We start from the raw sequence: 17,479 nt of genomic DNA, 5'->3' as shown, positions 1-17,479 counted from the left end.
ACGCGGGAGGGGCAAATGGACATGACGCGTGTGGCCGAACAGGGGCTTGTGCTTCTGGGGTGCGGAAAGATGGGGTCCGCAATGCTGGCGGGATGGCTGGAACACGGCCTCCCGCCAGCGTCCGTTTGGGTGATCGATCCGCACCCGTCCGACTGGCTGAAGGCGCAGGGCGTCAACATCAACACACCCTTGCCCGAAGCCCCTGCCGTGGTGTTGGTCGCGGTCAAGCCGCAGATGATGGGCGAGGCCTTGCCTGCCATTCAGGCGCTGGGCGGTGGCAGCACGCTGTTTGTTTCGGTCGCGGCGGGCACCTCGATTGCCACGTTCGAATCCGTTCTGGGCAGCGATACGCCGATCATTCGCGCCATGCCCAACACCCCCGCCGCCATCCGTCAGGGCATCACCGCGCTGATCGGCAACAGCCACGCCTCGGCCGAGGATCTGGCTCTGGCCGAAAATCTGCTGTCGGCGGTGGGTGAGACGGTTCGTCTTGAAGATGAGGCGCAGATGGATGCGGTCACTGGCCTCAGCGGATCCGGTCCTGCCTATGTGTTCCATCTGATTGAAACGCTTGCCAAAGCCGGCGAGGCGCAGGGCTTGCCGCATGACCTTGCGATGAAACTGGCCAAATCGACGGTGGCCGGGGCCGGCGCACTGGCGATGGCCGCTGACGAGGATCCGTCTCAACTGCGGATCAATGTAACATCGCCGAACGGCACGACCCAGGCCGCGCTTGAGGTGCTGATGCATGAAGAACGCGGCTTCCCTGACTTGCTGCACCGCGCCGTCAAGGCCGCAACCGACCGATCCAAGGAGCTGTCACGTGAGTGAGATTTCTTTCGACGATTTTCTCAAGGTCGATATCCGCGTGGGCGAGGTGATACGCGCCGAACCCTATCCCGAAGCCCGCAAACCTGCGATCAAGATGTGGATCGACTTTGGTGATGAGATCGGCGAGCGCAAGACGTCGGCCCAGATCACCGCGCACTATGATCCGTCGACCTTGGTGGGCAAACAGGTCATGGCCGTGGTCAATTTCCCCCCTCGCCAGATCGGCAGATTCATGTCCGAAGTTCTGGTGCTGGGTCTGCCCGATGAAAACGGCGAGATTGTTCTGATCGGTCCCGACGGCCGAGTTCCGACAGGCGGGCGGATGCATTGATGAAACTGTTGATCACACGCCCGATGACGCCGGCAGTCGAGGCCCGCGCCCGCGACGCGTTTGACGTGAAGATTCGAGACAATACGGCGCCCATGTCGCGGCAGGAAATGCTGTCGGCGCTGACGGATTTCGACGTGGTCGTGCCCACGCTGGGTGATCAGTTTTCGGCTCGGATATTTGCGGATGCAGGCGCGCCTCGGTGCAAGCTTCTGGCCAATTTCGGCGTCGGCTACAATCACATCGATGTCGAGGCCGCGCGCGCAGCCTCGGTCGAGGTGACCAACACGCCCGGCGCAGTCACTGACGCCACGGCGGATATCGCCATGACCCTGTTGTTGAGCACGGCCCGACGCGCGGGTGAAGGCGAACGGCTGGTCCGCGCGGGCCAATGGCAAGGCTGGCATCCCACGCAGATGCTGGGTCATCATGTAACGGGCAAACGCGTCGGTATCGTCGGGATGGGCCGTATCGGGCAGGCCATCGCGCGCCGGTGCCATTTCGGTTTCGAAATGCAGGTGGCCTATCAATCCCGCAGCGCCAAGAAACTGGACTTTCCGGCCGAGTTCACACCTGACCTTGAAGCCCTTGCCGCCTCGGTCGATTTCCTTGTGCTCGCCGTTCCCGGCGGTGCCGAAACCCGACACCTGATCGACGCGCAGGTTCTTCAGGCGATGAATCCTTCGGCCATTCTGGTCAATATCGCGCGGGGCGAAGTCGTGGACGAAGCGGCCCTGATCGCGGCGCTGCAATCGGGTCAGATTGCCGGGGCCGGGCTGGATGTCTACGAGTTCGAACCCAAAGTGCCCCGGGCCCTTTGTGAAATGGAAAACGTCACCCTGCTGCCCCATCTGGGCACGGCAACCGAAGAAGTGCGCAGCAGCATGGGGCACATGGCCCTGGATAACGTGGCGGCCTTTGTGGCGGGCGAGGCGTTGCCCAACCCGGTCTAGTCGCCCACCGCCTCGCGCCAGTGTTTGCGGCAAAGCGAAACATAGGTCTCGTTGCCACCGATCTGAACCTGGGCACCTTCGGTGATGGCATTGCCGTTTTCGTCCTGACGTATCACCATCGTGGCCTTGCGTCCGCATTTGCATATGGTGCGGACCTCGCGCATCTCATCAGCCAGGGCCAGCAGCGCGGCTGATCCGGGAAACAGCTTTCCCTGAAAATCCACCCGCAGTCCGTAGGCCAGTACCGGTACGTCCAGATCGTCGACCGCCCGGGCCAGCTGCCAGACCTGAGCTTCGGACAGGAACTGGGCCTCATCGATGAACACGCAGGTTACCGGGCCGTCGTCCAGGCGGTTTCGGATCATCGCGAAGACATCGTCGCCGGGCGTGAAGGTATCGGCCTCCTCCGAGATACCGATGCGCGATGCGATCCGTCCGGCACCCGCCCTTCCGTCAATGGCCGCGGTCATCAGGTATGTCTGCATCCCACGCTCGCGGTAGTTGTGCGAGGCTTGCAGCAACACGGTCGATTTCCCCGCGTTCATGGTTGAATAGTTGAAATACAGTTTTGCCATGACGCGGGTCTAAAACGCTTGGGGAAAAGGAACAAGATATCAATCGTTTTGATGGAGCGACGTCGCCGTTGCGTTCGCAGAGGCCGAGCTACGCTCTAGGGGATGGAACCCCCACATCTGCAACAGCGACGCCGTCGGCCAACATGTGGCCAAAACGCAGCAAGGTTTAACAATATCACCCTGCAATCACTCGTTACCGGCTTGAACTGCCGCCACTCACTCACAAAATCCCCCGCATATCTGAGGGATAGCCAATGTATGACATTTCAATTATGACTTAGTTATGGGAAATTTACCCACGCTTTCCCCCGTTTGGACATCGGGCAGGCGTTTGCAGGTAACAAAGGTAAAACAATGGCAGATATCGGGGCCTATCTGAAAAAACACACAGAAGCGCTGGTCAAGGATGTTGGAATCGAAGCCGCGTGTGAAATTACAGGGAAATCCAAGGCCACTTTAGGACGATACTATTCAGACAATGCTGAACACGAGGATAGGTTCATGCCAGTGGACGCGGTGGCCCGCCTTGAAAACGCGGCGACCTATCCGCATGTGACGTCGGCTTTGGCGGATCTGAAGAACATCACCTTGTCCTATAGCGACCGCAACACCTCTACCCCCCGCACCGGTGGTGTCAATTCGGATGTCATTGCGCTAAGCCAGCGGTTTGCGATGTTGATGACCGAGTATCAGGCCGCAATCGAAGACGGAATCATCACCGTCAACGAAGCAAAACGGTTGCTGAAAGAAACCAGTTTGCTGCAACAGGTTCTGATCGAGATGAAGCTGCATCTGGAAGAAGAAAGCGTCAGCTAGCCGGGGTCGGGAACCTTTGCACCCATGACTGGCCAGTTTTCGCCTGTGCGGCGTACCTCTTTTCATGCTCGAAAAGACAGAAACGCTGACCGTGCCTGTTGCCTCAATTCAGTCACGTCTGTCCTGTAAGGTCCGTCGCGGGCAAGAACGTCAAGGGCAGTGGACCATGCAGAAATCGCAGGGAACATTCAGTATTTTCGCAGACCGGGTGGTTCTGCGATTTTTCGTATGCGCCTATGCGGCACTTCTGGTTTTGATGGCCCTAAGTGGTCATCAGGAAGGCTCTGACGACGTGATGCGCTGGGTGGTCGTGCAGGATCTGTTGCAGGGGCAGGGCTGGTTCGACAGCCATCAGTACCGGCTGGGCCCCGAGGGCGGCACGCTGATGCATTGGTCCCGATTGATCGACGCGCCGATTGCTTTGCTCTACGGAACATTCGGGTTGGTTTTGCCGCCCGATATGGCCCTTCAGGTGACGGCATTTGTCTGGCCCTCACTTTTGGCGGGTCTGACCTTGTGGGCCTTTGCGGTGACTGGCAGTGTTTTGGGCGCGCGGGAAGGCGCCGTTTCGGCGCTGGCTGTGGGGGTGCTTGCGCTCGAACACTCCAGGAAGTTCGACTATTTTTCGTTTGATCACCACAATGCTCAGATTCTTTTGTTCGTCACGGCCCTGATGCTGTTTGCTTTGCGCAGGGACAAACCATATGCCGGATGGCTGCTGGGTGCCTGCCTGGCGCTTTCGGTGTCGATAGGCACCGAATCGATATTGCAGATCGCACTTGTCGCCGTGTTTTTTACCATTGACTGGATCGTAAACGGCGAACCGACCCGTCGCCGGACCATGGCGTTTGGTATCGGGCTGGTCCTGACGCTTGTGCTGACCAGCCTTGCAACAACGGGACACGAGGCCTTTCTGTTTCCAAGCTGTGACGCCCTGACTCTCAGCGTGGCATTGCCGGCGAGCGTTGCCGCGGCAGGGCTTTGCATTGCGGCATGGATCGGGTCTGGCTGGTCACTTTGGGGCCGCATCGGCGCATGTGTTGCAATTGGAGTGGTGACATTGGCCTGCGCTTACGGCTTCGCCCCGCATTGTCTCAGCAACCCGATCGAAGCCCTGCCACAGGACATGCGCGACTATTGGTTGAGCCAGGTGGCGGAAGCCCAGAAAATCAACGTCATTCTGCAACTGCACCGGGGCGAAGCGTTGGCCCTGATCGCGATGTCGATCCTGTGCATGGCAGCCGCCCTGATCTTTGCAGTCAGATCGCCTTTCAGACTGGAATACGCCCTGTTTCTGGCTCTGATCGTGACCGGCCTGGTGGTGTTCCTCTATCAGTCCAGAATGATGACATTCCTGGGTGTTTCGCTGGTGGCTGTCCAGGCGCAGATCCTGCGTGTCCTGTACAGCTCTTATGCAAGCCGTCGCCGCGCGTTGTCAGGGTTTGCGATGGTTGCTTTCATCCTCTGCATCTCGCCGAAAACCGGCGCCAGCATCGATGAGCAGCTGGGGCGTTTTGCCGGGCCGTCCCTTGCCGCATCCGCGAAGCCGGCCCGACAGTCACAGCAAAACTCGGGCGCATCCTGCAAAACGCCCGAAGCCTATGCGGCCCTGCGTGATCTTCCAGCCGGCAGATTCCTTGTTGATTTCGACTTTGCCGCAAACGTGCTGCGCCATACCGACCATTCCGTTCTGGCGGGCAATTATCACCGGAATCAGGCTGGAATTCTGGCGCAGATCGAACTGTTCCGATCGGACGCGGACCAGATCGGATCTCGCCTGACCGAGCTGGACGTGGATTACGTCATGCTCTGTACGTCCGCGCCGCGTGCCGAATTCTGGTCCTGGGCGTCACAGGGTCGTGGTTTGCAGTCGCGATTGATTGCGAGTGAAATCCCGGCCTATCTCAGACGGATACAAGCTGCGGAAGGTGCAGCCTTTCAGATCTTCCAAGTGACTGGGGCAGGCTAGGCCAGACAAGATCGACCGTCAGGCGTGGCGCTTCACGATCACCGACCCGACCGAATACCCGGCGCCGAAAGAACAGATCAGGCCCAGATCACCCTCCTGCAAGTCGTCGGAATACTTCGAAAACGCGATGATCGACCCCGCAGATGACGTGTTGGCATAATCCTGAAGGATGTTGGGTTGCTCGCCCGGCTCGGGTTCGCGGCCCAGAACTTTCTTGCCGATGAAGTCGTTCATCGTCTTGTTGGCCTGATGCAGCCACAGGCGTTTCAGATCAGAGTTTCCGACCCCTTCGGCATCCATGTGGTCGCTAATATGGTTGCTGACCATCGGCAGTACTTCCTTGAATACTTTCCGACCGTTCTGCATGAACTGCATGTCGCGCCGGTCGGTCAGCCCGTCTGGGCGCGAGCGGCGCAGAAAGCCGTTGTTGTTGCGGATATTGTTGGAAAACGCAGTGGCGCAGCGCGTCGACAGAATTTCGAAATGCGGCCCTTGTGCGTCTTCGATCCGTTCGATCAGCGTTGCCGTCGCCACATCGCCAAAGATGAAATGGCAATCGCGGTCGCGCCACTCCAGATGGCCCGAGCAGATTTCGGGGTTCACCACCAACGCCGCCCGCACCGATCCCGACCGCACCATATCCGCCGCGGCCTGAATGCCGAACGTGGCCGACGAACAGGCGACGTTCATGTCAAAGCCGAACCCGTTGATCCCCAGTTCCTGCTGGATTTCGATCGCAATCGCCGGATAGGCGCGCTCGTGGTTCGAAGCCGCGCAGATTACCAGATCAACATCCGCCGCCGTACGCCCCGCCTGTGCCAGCGCCTTGTTGCAGGCATCCACCGCCATTTCGGTCATGATGCCGGGTTCATCATCGCTGCGCTGCCGCAGCAGTGGATGCATCACGTCCGGGTCCAGCACGCCGCTCTTGTCCATCACGTAGCGGTTTTCGATCCCCGATGCCTTGACGATGAACTCTTCCGATGAATGCTGCATCGGCTCCATCCGTCCGGCGGCGATGGCTTCTGCATTCTTGGCGTTCTGCTTGTCGGCATAAGCGTTGAATGCCTCGACAAGCTCGGCATTGGTGATGACGTTCTGAGGCGTGAAGACACCGGTACCGGTGATGGCGGGGGTATACATGGCGAGCCCTGAATGTTTCGGATTTGCCCAAAATGCAGTCACGTTGTGATTTGATCAAGGTATGTTGACCTAAGGGAATGTGCGTAAAGCCGTAGCTTCATATCTTGAATAGTTCAGAAACTGAAGTATATGACCCCTCCAAACGCGCGGAGATCCCCGATGCCCGACGATATCAGCACCAGGCTTGGCCGCCTCAGCCCCGAGATTCAGGCGATCATGGGGGTATATGCCCTGTACTGGAAACTGGAAGAGACATTCGACAGCATCGAAACCGACCTGAGCCACCCCGAATGCCACATGCTGATCAAGCTGGATCAGCCGAAACGCATGGGGGTTCTGGCTGCGGATATGCTGAGTGTACCGTCCACAATCACCGCCACCGCGGATTCGCTGGAAAAAGCCGGCTATCTCACGCGCGAGCGTGACCCCGAAGACCGCCGCGCCTGGTTGCTGGTGCTGACCGAGCGTGGCGAAGAAGCCCGCAACATGCTTGTGGCCGAGGCCGGAGACCTGTTTCACAGGGCCTCGGGCCTGAACGACGAAGAAACAGCCGAATTCGCGCGACTGGCGCGCAAAATCCGTGACAACGTTTTGAAAACGGGAATTCCCGAGGGACTGAAGAAATGAAACTCCTGACCTCTCTGGGCCTTGCACTGGCCGTTTTGGCAACTCCGATTGCCGCTCAAGATACTCCGAAACCGGTCAAGCTGATGCAGGTGCACGAAACAACGCCCGGCTTCACCCGCCAGTTCTTCGGTCGTGTTGCAGCGCGGCAGACGGTCGATCTTGCCTTTCAGGTCGCCGGTCAGATCGTCGAAATGCCGGTCAACGAAGGGTTTGTCATCCCCAAAGGAGGCCTGATTGCGCGACTGGATCAGGAGCCGTTCGAACTGCGGCTCGAACGGGCGCAGCTGCAAAAGGAACAGGCCGACCGAACCGTCGCACGTCTGTCGCGTTTGCGGGGCACCACGGCCAGCCAGGTGGCGGTCGATGACGCAGAGACCGAAGCGCAACTGGCCGCGATCGCACTGCGCGATGCCGAATACGAACTGGAACACGCGACTTTGACCGCACCATTTGACGCGCTGGTCTCCAGCCGCGCGGTCGAGGCTTTTACCACCGTATCGGCAGGCACGCCGATCGTCCGCATCCACGACATGTCCGAACTGCGCATCGAGGTGGATGTGCCCGAGATCCTGTTTCAACGCTCGGGCCAGAACGACGATATCACCATCACCGCCAAATTCCCCGTTAGTGATGAAGTCTTCCCGCTGGAAATCCGTGAATTCGACGCTGAAACCTCAAGCGTCGGGCAGACCTTCCGCATTCAGTTCGGCCTGACTCCGCCCGAGGGGCTTCAAATTCTTCCCGGCTCGTCCGTCACCGTCAACGTAAAGGTCCAGGATGAGCGCACAGGCATCATCGTGCCGGCGACGGCCGTCATCGCGGATGCAACAGGTGAACTGAGCGTCATGGTGTTCTCTCCCGCTGGCGCGGATGAAGGCACGGTCCGCCGCGTTCCGGTGACAATCGAACCCACGCAGTCGGGCGATGTTCGGGTGTTGAAGGGCTTGTCTGACGGTGACGAAGTTGTTGTGGCTGGCGGTGCTGTGCTGACAGACGGTCAGTCCGTGCGCCGGTTCACCGGTTTCGCGAACTGAGGGGCAGACTGATGAACATCGCGCGCGCCTCGATTGATCGACCGCTTTACACATGGCTGATCATCCTCATTGCCCTCTTCGGTGGCATCTGGGGATTCACGTCGCTTGGTCGTTTGGAAGACCCGGCTTTCACCATCAAGAACGCGGTCATCGCCACGCAGTATCCCGGTGCCACGGCGGAACAGGTGGCGCTTGAAGTGTCCGAACCCCTTGAATCCGCGATCCAGCAGATGGGTGAGGTGGATGTCATCACCTCGGTCAACCAACCCGGACAATCGCTGATCGAAGTAGAGATCAAGTCGACCTACGACGGCACCGAACTGCCCGATATCTGGACCCGCCTGCGGGCCAAGGTGCGCGATGCCGCCCGCGGGCTTCCGTCGGGTGTCAGCCAACCCTATGTGAATGACGGGTTCGGTGATGTGTTCGGCCTGTTCTATGCGGTGACCGCCGAAGGGTTTTCGGACGCCGAAAAGCATGAACTGGCAACGTTTCTGCGTCGCGAACTGCTGACCGTGGACGGCGTCGCCGATGTCGAGGTTCAGGGCCTGCCGGACGAGGCGATTTTTGTAGAGCCCGATCTGGCGATCTCGGTGAACCAGAACGTCCCGCTGCAAGCGATCAACGAAGCCATAGCCAATGCGGATTCGGTGAATTCCTCGGGGTCCTTGCGGTCTGAAGATGCCCGTACCACCATTCTGACGGCCGAGGGTTCGGACAGTGTCTCGGCCATTGCGGGCCTGTCTGTCGGCTCGCAAGGGCAGGTGATCAACCTGTTCGACATGTCCGATGTCTATCGCGCCCGTCAGAACGATCCGGACATCATGATCCGCTACAACGGAACCGAAGCCTTTACCCTCGGCATCGCCGGTCTGGCGACGGAAAACATCGTCGAGGTCGGCAAGCGGGCTGACGCCAAATTCGCCGAGCTGGATGCGAATATCCCCTTCGGTGTCGATATTCTGCCGATCTATCAGCAACATGTGGTGGTCGAGCAGGCCTCGAACGACTTTCTGGTGAATCTGGCCATGTCAGTGGCCATCGTGGTCGCCGTGCTGGGAATCTTCATGGGGTGGCGCGCGGCCATCGTCGTCGGTTCGACCCTGTTGCTGACCGTGGTCGGCACGCTTCTTTTCATGTCACTGTTCTCGATCGAGATGGAACGGATTTCCCTAGGCGCGCTGATCATTGCCATGGGTATGCTTGTGGACAATGCCATCGTGGTGGCCGAAGGGATGCAGATCGCGATGTTGCGAGGAAAACCTTCGCGCGATGCGGCTGAAGATGTGGCGTCAAAAACCCAGATTCCCCTGCTTGGAGCCACCGTAATCGGCATCATGGCCTTTGCCGGGATCGGGCTCAGCCCGGATGCGACGGGCGAGTTTCTGTTTTCCCTGTTTGCGGTGATCGGCATTTCGCTGCTGCTCAGCTGGATACTTGCCATCACGGTCACGCCTTTGCTGGGGCACTATTTCTTCAAGCAGGGCAAGGAGGGTGAGATCGACGCCTACGGGGGCATCCTGTTCCGCACATATGGCGCGATCCTGCGGTTTGCGCTCCGTTTCCGGTGGCTGGTTGTTGCGGGTCTCATCGGCGTAACCGTTGCGTGCTATGCCGGGTTCGGGTTGATGAAACAACAGTTCTTCCCCAACTCGAACACGCCTTTGTTCTTTGTGCATTACAAGCTGCCTCAGGGCACGCCGATTGCCCGCACGGCACAGGACATGGCGGTTTTCGAAGATTGGCTGACCCAACGCGATGACGTGGTTTCGGTCACGACATTCGTCGGTCAGGGGGCAACCCGGTTCATGCTGACCTATTCGGCAGAGAAACCGAACCCGAGCTATGGTCACATGATCATCCGTACGGAAAGTCTGGATGACATCCCGGCCTTGCAAGCGGATCTGGAAGCGTTCGGGTCGGTCCAGTTCCCCGAAGGCGAGTTCGGAACCAAGCGCCTGGTGTTTGGCCCCGGCGGCGGCGATCCGATCCAGGCCCGGTTCTCGGGCAGCGATCCGGTGGTACTGCGACAACTTGCGGACGAGGCCGTGCAGCGCATGGCGGCGGCGTCGCCCAACGCCCTGCTCGTTCATCATGACTGGCGCGAACAGGAACTGGCGGTGCAGCCGATCTATGCCACGGAACGGGCCCAGACCGCGGGCGTCACGCGCGAAGATATTGCGGCCACGCTGCAATTTTCGACCGATGGCATCACGGGCGGTGTGCTGCGGGAACGTGACCGCCTGATCCCCATCATCCTGCGTCGTCCGGCGGACGGAGATTATTCCATCGTCGATCAGGTGGTGTATTCGGACCAATCCGGGAAATTTGTACCAATCGAACAGATGGTCGATGGATTCGAGTACAAATCCCTCAATACGCTGGTTCATCGCCGCGATCGTGTACTGACCATCACTGTCGGCGCGGACATCCCGCCCGACCTGACGGCGGCTCAGGTACACGCCGAAGTTCGGGACGCCATCGAGGCCATCGAACTGCCACCGGGCTACAAGATGGAGTGGGGCGGTGAGTTCGAAAACTCGCGCGACGCGCAGGAAAGCCTGGGTAAACAATTGCCGCTGAGCCTGCTGATCATGGTGCTGATCTCGGTCCTGCTGTTCAACGCGATCCGTCAGCCGATCATCATCTGGTTGCTGGTTCCGATGTCGGTCAACGGCGTCGTCATCGGCCTGTTGGGAACTGGGCTGCCCTTCACCTTTACAGCCCTTCTGGGCCTGCTCAGCCTGTCGGGCATGCTGATCAAGAACGGCATCGTGCTGGTGGAAGAGATCGACCTGGTTCGCGCCACGGGCAAACCCCTGCGCGAATCCATCGTCGAAGCCTCCGTCTCGCGTTTGCGCCCTGTGATGCTGGCTGCGATCACGACCATTCTGGGCATGGCGCCGCTGCTGACCGATGCGTTCTTCGTCTCGATGGCGGTGACGATCATGGGCGGGCTGGCTTTTGCGACCGTCCTGACAATGGTCGCCGCGCCGGTGTTCTACCTGCTCTTCTTTGCGCGCGATGAAAAACGCGAGGCGCGGGCAGCCTGAACACTGGCCTCTTGTGGGTCCAGCTGAAAAGCTGGGTCCAATCAGGTTAGATCAAAGGAACAAACGGCACGTCACAGGCGGCCAGTGCAGTGAAGATTACGAGAACCAGAAATGCGCGCCTGTTGACCTGAACTCAACGGGCGCGCATCTTTTCGTTCATTGATGAGCCAATTGTGGCTCAGGCGGGTTATCCCTGAAGGGATTTCACCTCGACATCCCCTTCGGCCTGCGCCTTGATGGCCAGAGCGGCAGCATGGCTTGCGGCGGCAGTGGTGAAATACGGGATCTTGTCATAAAGCGCGATGGACCGGATGGCCTTGCTGTCCTCGACCGCCTGCGCGCCTTCGGTGGTGTTCATCAGCAGTTGAACCTGACCGTCTTTCAGCATGTCGACCACGTCCGGGCGGCCTTCATAGACCTTGTTGACCACGTCGCATGGCACACCTTGTTCCGCCAGCCAGCTTTGCGTGCCGCGGGTGGCGACCAGCGTGAAGCCTTGTTCGACCAGTACCTGGGCGGCCTCGAGCATCGCCGCGCCCTTGTCGGCATCCTTGATCGAAATGAAGGCCCGGCCCGAGGTCGGCAGCACCATGCCCGCGCCCATCTGCGCCTTGAGGAAGGCGCGCGGGAAATCGCGGTCCCAGCCCATGACCTCGCCGGTCGAGCGCATTTCCGGGCCCAGGATGGTATCGACGCCCGGAAAACGGGCGAAGGGCAGGACCGCCTCTTTCACCGAGAACCATGGCATGTCCGGGTCGGCCAGCGTCATCTGATCTGCGATCTTGGTGTCGTCCACGGTCTTGTAGGGCGGACGCTGCGGGAAGCTCGCCAGCTTTTCGCCCGCCATGACGCGCGCGGCGATGGATGCAATCGCGCTGTCGGTGGCCTTTGCCACGAACGGCACGGTGCGCGAAGCGCGCGGGTTGACCTCGATCAGGTAGATCTCGTCATCCTTGATCGCGAACTGCACGTTCATCAGGCCGACAACGTTCAGCGCCTTGGCCAGCTTGAACGCCTGATCCTTGATCTGCGCGATGATCTCTTTCGACAGCGAATAGGGCGGCAGCGAACAGGCGCTATCGCCCGAGTGCACGCCGGCCTCTTCGATATGCTGCATGATGCCTGCCACATGCACATCTGTGCCGTCGCACAGCGCGTCCACGTCCAGCTCGACCGCGCCAGACAGATAGCTGTCCAGCAGAACGGGACTGTCGCCCGAGACCACCACGGCCTCGTTGATATAGCGTTTCAGCTGGTCCATGTCGCGCACGATCTCCATCGCGCGGCCGCCCAGAACGTAGGATGGGCGGATCACCAGCGGAAAGCCGATTTCCTCGGCGATTTCCAACGCCTGCGCGTCGGTCGAGGCGATGCCGTTCTTGGGCTGTTTCAGCCCCAGCTCGTTGACCAGCGCCTGAAAACGCTCGCGGTCTTCGGCCAGGTCGATCGCGTCGGGCGTGGTGCCCAGGATCGGGATGCCCTCGGCCTCAAGCGCGTTGGCCAGTTTCAGCGGTGTCTGTCCACCGAACTGAACAATGACGCCGTGCAGCGTGCCGTTTTCCTGTTCCTTCGTCAGGATTTCCATGACGTGTTCAAAGGTCAGCGGCTCAAAATACAAGCGATCCGAGGTGTCATAATCGGTTGAAACCGTTTCGGGGTTGCAGTTGATCATGATGGTTTCATACCCCGCCTCGGTCAGCGCGAAGCAGGCGTGGCAGCAGCAATAGTCGAACTCGATGCCCTGACCGATGCGGTTTGGGCCGCCGCCAAGAATGACGACCTTTTTGCGGTCGCTCGGGCGCGCCTCGCATTCGACCTCGCCCATCATGGGCGCTTCGTAGGTCGAATACATGTAAGGTGTCTGCGCCTCGAACTCGGCCGCGCAGGTGTCGATGCGTTTGAACACCGCTGAAACGCCCAGATTGCGGCGCGCGCGGCGGACGTTGTCTTCGTCACGGCCCGTCAGCTTGCCCAGACGCGCATCGGTGAAGCCCAGCATTTTCAGCTTGCGGATGCCGTCCTCGGTGACGGGCAGGCCGTCCTTGCGGAGCTGACGCTCGGCCTCGACGATCTCGCGGATGCGGGCCAGGAACCAAGGGTCGAACTTGGTGACGCCGAAAATCTCGTCGTCGCTCAGGCCATGGCGCATCGCTTGCGCGATGGTGCGCAGGCGGTCGGGTGTCTGCTGGCTGATCGCCTTGATCACGGCGGCCTTGTCGTCGGCCTCGTCCCAGAGGTCCACGTTCAGGCCGGGGATTTCGACCTCATCAAAGCCGGTCAGGCCCGATTCCATCGAGGCCAGTGCCTTTTGCATCGATTCGTGGATCGTACGGCCAATCGACATCGCCTCGCCCACCGACTTCATCGCGGTGGTCAGATAGGGTTCGGAACCGGGGAATTTCTCGAAGGCGAATTTCGGAATTTTTGTCACCACATAGTCGATTGTCGGCTCGAACGATGCCGGTGTGACCTTGGTGATGTCGTTGTCCAGCTCGTCCAGCGTGTAACCCACGGCCAGCTTTGCCGCGATCTTCGCGATCGGGAAACCGGTGGCCTTGGATGCCAGCGCCGACGAGCGTGACACGCGCGGGTTCATCTCGATCACGACCATGCGGCCATCTTCGGGGTTGATCGCCCATTGCACGTTCGAACCACCGGTCTCGACGCCGATCTCGCGCAGAACGGCGATCGAGCCGTTGCGCATGATCTGGTATTCCTTGTCGGTCAGCGTCAGCGCCGGGGCCACGGTGATCGAGTCACCGGTATGCACGCCCATCGGGTCCACGTTTTCGATGGAACAGACGATGATGGCGTTGTCGGCGGTGTCGCGCACCACTTCCATCTCGTATTCCTTCCAGCCCAGCAGGCTTTCATCGACGAGGATCTGATTGACCGGCGAGGCATCCATTCCCGAGCGGCAGAAATGGATGTAATCCTCGCGGTTGTAGGCCACGCCCCCACCGGTGCCGCCAAGCGTAAAGGCGGGGCGGATGATGGCCGGCAGGCCGATTTCTTCCAACTCATCAAGCGCCATCTGCACACCGGCATCCAGATCGGCCGTGCCGTCCTCGCGCTTGGGCGCGGTTACGATGGTCGCTTTCGGGTTTTCCAGCCCCAGCCGGTCCATCGCCTCGCGGAACAGGGCGCGGTCTTCGGCCATTTCGATGGCATCGCGCTTGGCGCCGATCATCTCGACGCCGAATTTCTCCAGCACGCCCATTTCTTCCAGTGCCAGCGAGGTGTTCAGGCCGGTCTGTCCGCCCATGGTGGGCAACAGGGCGTCAGGGCGTTCTTTCTCGATGATCTTGGCGACCACTTCGGGTGTGATCGGCTCGATATAGGTGGCGTCGGCCAGACCGGGGTCGGTCATGATCGTCGCCGGGTTCGAGTTCACCAGAATGACCCGGTATCCTTCCTCTCGCAGGGCCTTGCAGGCCTGAGCACCGGAATAGTCGAATTCACAGGCCTGACCGATAACAATGGGGCCCGCCCCAATGATCATGATCGACTGGATGTCGGTTCTTCTCGGCATGGCCTTGTTCCTTCGATTGTCCGCGAGTCAGGGCACCGCCCCAGCGCCCAAATTGTCCTGCGTTATAGGGACCGCGCAAAAAGGTGCAAGAGGTATCGGAAACAGGGGCGAAATTGCCGCTTTCCCCTCTTTCACTTGGCAGAGTATTCTCTATATGGCCCCTCACGGCAAATGAGGATGCAAGTGCGTATTCGTTTCGATCAGGGACCGGCCGGGCGAGGAACCCGGTTTCAGCGTCCGTCTCAGGTGATCCGCGCGGATGTGGCGGAGGACGTGCCCCAGGCTCTGGCGGCGCTGGACGAGGCGCGCGCAGCTGGTGCCTGGCTGGCTGGGTATGCGAGTTACGAACTTGGCTATGCGCTCGAACCCCGGCTCAATGGTCTTTTGCCGGAAGAACGACGCCTGCCTTTGTTGTGCTTTGGGGTGTATGACGCGCCGGATCGGGTCGCCCTTCCGTCGCCTGCGGGCGAAGTGGGCGCATTCCGGCCGCGATGGGATGAAGCGCGATACGGCAAGGCCTTCAGGGCCGTGCATGACGCCATCGGTGCCGGCGACATCTATCAGGCCAACCTGACCTTTCCGATTGATCTGACCGTCTCGGGCAACAGCGAAATGCTCTATGCCGCGCTGACGGCGGGGCAGCCGGTGGGCCACGGAGCACTGGTGCAGCAGGATGGGCTGCCCGATCTGCTCAGCCGCTCGCCGGAGTTGTTTTTCCGCACCGATGAGGGTGGACGGATCGAAACCCGGCCGATGAAGGGCACGCAACCGCGCAGTGAAGACCCGGATGAGGATGCGCGCCGCCGGGCTTTTCTGAGCGCGGACGAAAAGAATCGGGCCGAGAACCTGATGATTGTTGATTTGCTGCGCAACGATATCAGCCGCGTCGCGCTGCCCGGATCCGTTCATGTGCCTGACCTGTTCCGGGTGGAAACCTATGCCACCGTGCATCAGATGGTCTCGCTGGTGCGGGCGCAGCTGCACAAATGCGTGGGGTTGGGTGAAATACTGACGGCACTGTTTCCCTGCGGGTCGATCACCGGAGCCCCCAAGATCCGCGCGATGGAAATTCTGGCGGAACTGGAGCCATGGGCGCGCGACATCTATTGCGGGACGATTGGCTGGGCCGCGCCGGATGGTCGGTCCGAGTTCAACGTGGCCATCCGCACCTTGATGCTTGAGGATGATCAGGCCACTCTGAACGTAGGCGGCGGTGTCGTTTGGGACAGCACCGCCCCGTCAGAGTATGAGGAGGCGTTATGGAAAGCCCGCTTCGCCCGCCAGCTGAACCTGATTTCAGCCTGATTGAAACACTGGCCTTCCGCCCGGATCAGGGCTTTGTCAGGCTGGACCGCCATCTTGCACGAATGGCCCGTACTGCGCGGGTGTTCGAGATTCCTTTCAACCCCGATGAAGCGACCGCCCGACTGAGTGGCGCTGCTTGTGACTCCCCGCTGCGTTGCCGTCTTACGCTGGATGTGTCGGGCTCGTTCGATCTGTCGACCGGCGAACTGGTGGACAATCCCAGAACCTGGCGCGTCGCCCTGTCGGATCAGCGTCTGGCTTCGAATGACCTGTGGTTGCGTCACAAGACCACGCGCCGTGCGCTCTATGATTCCGCGCGCGCAGCGCTGCCCGAAGGGGTGGACGAACTGTTGTTTCTGAATGAACTGGATGAGCTTTGTGAAGGCACCATCACGAACCTGTTTTTGGAAATGCCTGATGGCCGGGTTCTGACGCCCGCTTTGTCCTGTGGGCTCTTGCCGGGGATACTGCGCGAAGAACTGTTGGAAAACAAAGCGGTCACCGAAGCCGTGCTGACCTTGACCGACCTGAAAAATGCGCAAACTGTGCGGATCGGAAATTCACTGCGCGGACTGATCGAGGTGGAGCTGATAGACGGGTGACAAAAAACAGCATGATGATCGGACCGCCGGTTGCATTGCGACGGCTGCGGCTGGAATTTGGCCTGTTCTATATTGGCTTGCCGCTGCTGATCGCTGTTCTTTTCCCTCCGAACTGGATGTTTCCGGCGCTGTTTGCGCTGACCGGGCTTGGTATCGTGCTGTTGCACCGGACGCCCGGGTTTCAATGGGCCGAGCTTCGTTATGGCTGGGCCAACTGGACCCTGCGCGAGGTGGCTTTGTTCTCTGCCATCGTGGCTGCCTTTTGTGTTGGTCTGATTCAGATCACGCGCCCGGATGCCGCGTTCTTCCTTCTTGTGCACCGCCCCGAAATGCTAGCCTTCATCTGGGTCGGCTACCCACTTTTGTCAGCGCTGCCGCAAGAGCTGCTGTTCCGCCCTCTGTTCTTTCGCCGCTATCACGCGATCCTGCCGGATGGGCGTGCGGCCTATCTGCTGAACGCGGCCATATTCTCGTTCGCGCACCTGATGTACTGGAGCTGGATCGTCGCGCTGATGACATTCGCCGGCGGCCTGCTGTTCACATGGGCCTACCGGCAGCGTGGGTCATTTTTCTATGCGGTGTTGCTGCACGCAATTGCGGGCAATATCATTTTTGCGGTGGGGCTGGGCGTATATTTCTACTCGGGCAATGTGCAAAGGCCGTTTTGAAGGGGCAACCCGCCTTGACTTTCCGGGGCTGACAGGGTGTATC

14 protein-coding genes are annotated in these 17,479 nt (G+C 60.1%); 11 read left to right on the top strand and 3 right to left on the bottom strand.

Annotated features, from left to right (window positions below):
* The first annotated feature begins 15 nt into the window (after positions 1-15).
* From proC to GOW04_RS13315, 3 genes are read left to right on the top strand one after another with little or no spacing between them, the layout of a single operon-like run.
* A complete protein-coding gene (gene proC, locus GOW04_RS13325; RefSeq protein WP_171118754.1) occupies positions 16-831 on the top strand; it encodes a pyrroline-5-carboxylate reductase in 816 nt (271 codons plus the stop codon).
* Complete coding sequence (locus GOW04_RS13320; protein ID WP_117867910.1) at positions 824-1,162, top strand: tRNA-binding protein; 339 nt, start codon at positions 824-826, stop codon at positions 1,160-1,162. Before proC ends, GOW04_RS13320 begins: the two co-directional genes overlap by 8 nt.
* Positions 1,162-2,112: a D-glycerate dehydrogenase gene (locus tag GOW04_RS13315; RefSeq protein ID WP_171232871.1), complete on the top strand. Its 951-nt coding sequence runs from the start codon at positions 1,162-1,164 to the stop codon at positions 2,110-2,112. The genes GOW04_RS13320 and GOW04_RS13315 overlap by 1 nt, the downstream gene beginning before the upstream one ends.
* Here the strand turns inward: GOW04_RS13315 and GOW04_RS13310 are convergent.
* Positions 2,109-2,687, bottom strand: a complete 579-nt coding sequence (locus GOW04_RS13310; protein ID WP_152458970.1) for a thymidine kinase — start codon at positions 2,685-2,687, stop codon at positions 2,109-2,111. The genes GOW04_RS13315 and GOW04_RS13310 overlap by 4 nt on opposite strands.
* A gap of 354 nt (positions 2,688-3,041) precedes the next feature.
* Here GOW04_RS13310 and GOW04_RS13305 point away from each other — a divergent pair, with 354 nt between their 5' ends.
* Both GOW04_RS13305 and GOW04_RS13300 read left to right on the top strand, forming a co-directional pair.
* Positions 3,042-3,503 (top strand): hypothetical protein, encoded by a 462-nt coding sequence (locus tag GOW04_RS13305; RefSeq protein WP_152458969.1) that lies wholly within the window; start codon positions 3,042-3,044, stop codon positions 3,501-3,503.
* A gap of 64 nt (positions 3,504-3,567) precedes the next feature.
* The gene (locus GOW04_RS13300; RefSeq protein ID WP_171232870.1) at positions 3,568-5,472 is read left to right on the top strand and encodes a hypothetical protein; all 1,905 of its coding nucleotides are present in this window, start codon (positions 3,568-3,570) and stop codon (positions 5,470-5,472) included.
* An 18-nt stretch (positions 5,473-5,490) separates the two neighbouring features.
* Here GOW04_RS13300 and GOW04_RS13295 read toward each other — a convergent pair whose 3' ends face one another.
* A complete protein-coding gene (locus tag GOW04_RS13295) occupies positions 5,491-6,615 on the bottom strand; it encodes a beta-ketoacyl-ACP synthase III (protein WP_171232869.1) in 1,125 nt (374 codons plus the stop codon).
* Between the two features lie 159 nt (positions 6,616-6,774).
* Here GOW04_RS13295 and GOW04_RS13290 point away from each other — a divergent pair, with 159 nt between their 5' ends.
* The 3 genes from GOW04_RS13290 to GOW04_RS13280 are packed head-to-tail and all read left to right on the top strand — an operon-like array spanning position 6,775 to position 11,329.
* The gene (locus GOW04_RS13290; RefSeq protein ID WP_152458966.1) at positions 6,775-7,242 is read left to right on the top strand and encodes a MarR family winged helix-turn-helix transcriptional regulator; all 468 of its coding nucleotides are present in this window, start codon (positions 6,775-6,777) and stop codon (positions 7,240-7,242) included.
* Positions 7,239-8,276, top strand: a complete 1,038-nt coding sequence (locus tag GOW04_RS13285; protein WP_171232868.1) for an efflux RND transporter periplasmic adaptor subunit — start codon at positions 7,239-7,241, stop codon at positions 8,274-8,276. The genes GOW04_RS13290 and GOW04_RS13285 overlap by 4 nt, the downstream gene beginning before the upstream one ends.
* Before the next feature lie 11 nt (positions 8,277-8,287).
* A complete protein-coding gene (locus GOW04_RS13280; RefSeq protein ID WP_171232867.1) occupies positions 8,288-11,329 on the top strand; it encodes an efflux RND transporter permease subunit in 3,042 nt (1,013 codons plus the stop codon).
* 187 nt (positions 11,330-11,516) lie between these two features.
* Here the strand turns inward: GOW04_RS13280 and carB are convergent, their stop codons facing one another.
* Complete coding sequence (gene carB, locus GOW04_RS13275; protein WP_171232866.1) at positions 11,517-14,861, bottom strand: carbamoyl-phosphate synthase large subunit; 3,345 nt, start codon at positions 14,859-14,861, stop codon at positions 11,517-11,519.
* A 177-nt stretch (positions 14,862-15,038) separates the two neighbouring features.
* On the opposite strand from carB, the gene GOW04_RS13270 reads away from it, so the two are divergent.
* From GOW04_RS13270 to GOW04_RS13260, 3 genes are read left to right on the top strand one after another with little or no spacing between them, the layout of a single operon-like run.
* Entirely contained in the window at positions 15,039-16,166 is a 1,128-nt protein-coding gene (locus GOW04_RS13270) for an aminodeoxychorismate synthase component I (RefSeq protein ID WP_171233018.1), read from the top strand.
* Positions 16,121-16,768, top strand: a complete 648-nt coding sequence (locus tag GOW04_RS13265; protein ID WP_171232865.1) for an aminotransferase class IV family protein — start codon at positions 16,121-16,123, stop codon at positions 16,766-16,768. Before GOW04_RS13270 ends, GOW04_RS13265 begins: the two co-directional genes overlap by 46 nt.
* A complete protein-coding gene (locus tag GOW04_RS13260; protein ID WP_371814401.1) occupies positions 16,765-17,436 on the top strand; it encodes a CPBP family intramembrane glutamic endopeptidase in 672 nt (223 codons plus the stop codon). The genes GOW04_RS13265 and GOW04_RS13260 overlap by 4 nt, the downstream gene beginning before the upstream one ends.
* Positions 17,437-17,479: the final 43 nt, after the last annotated feature.

It is taken from the genome of Ruegeria sp. HKCCA4812, assembly GCF_013034245.1.
Lineage (GTDB): Bacteria > Pseudomonadota > Alphaproteobacteria > Rhodobacterales > Rhodobacteraceae > Ruegeria.
This window is presented reverse-complemented; position numbering and strand designations above follow the sequence as displayed.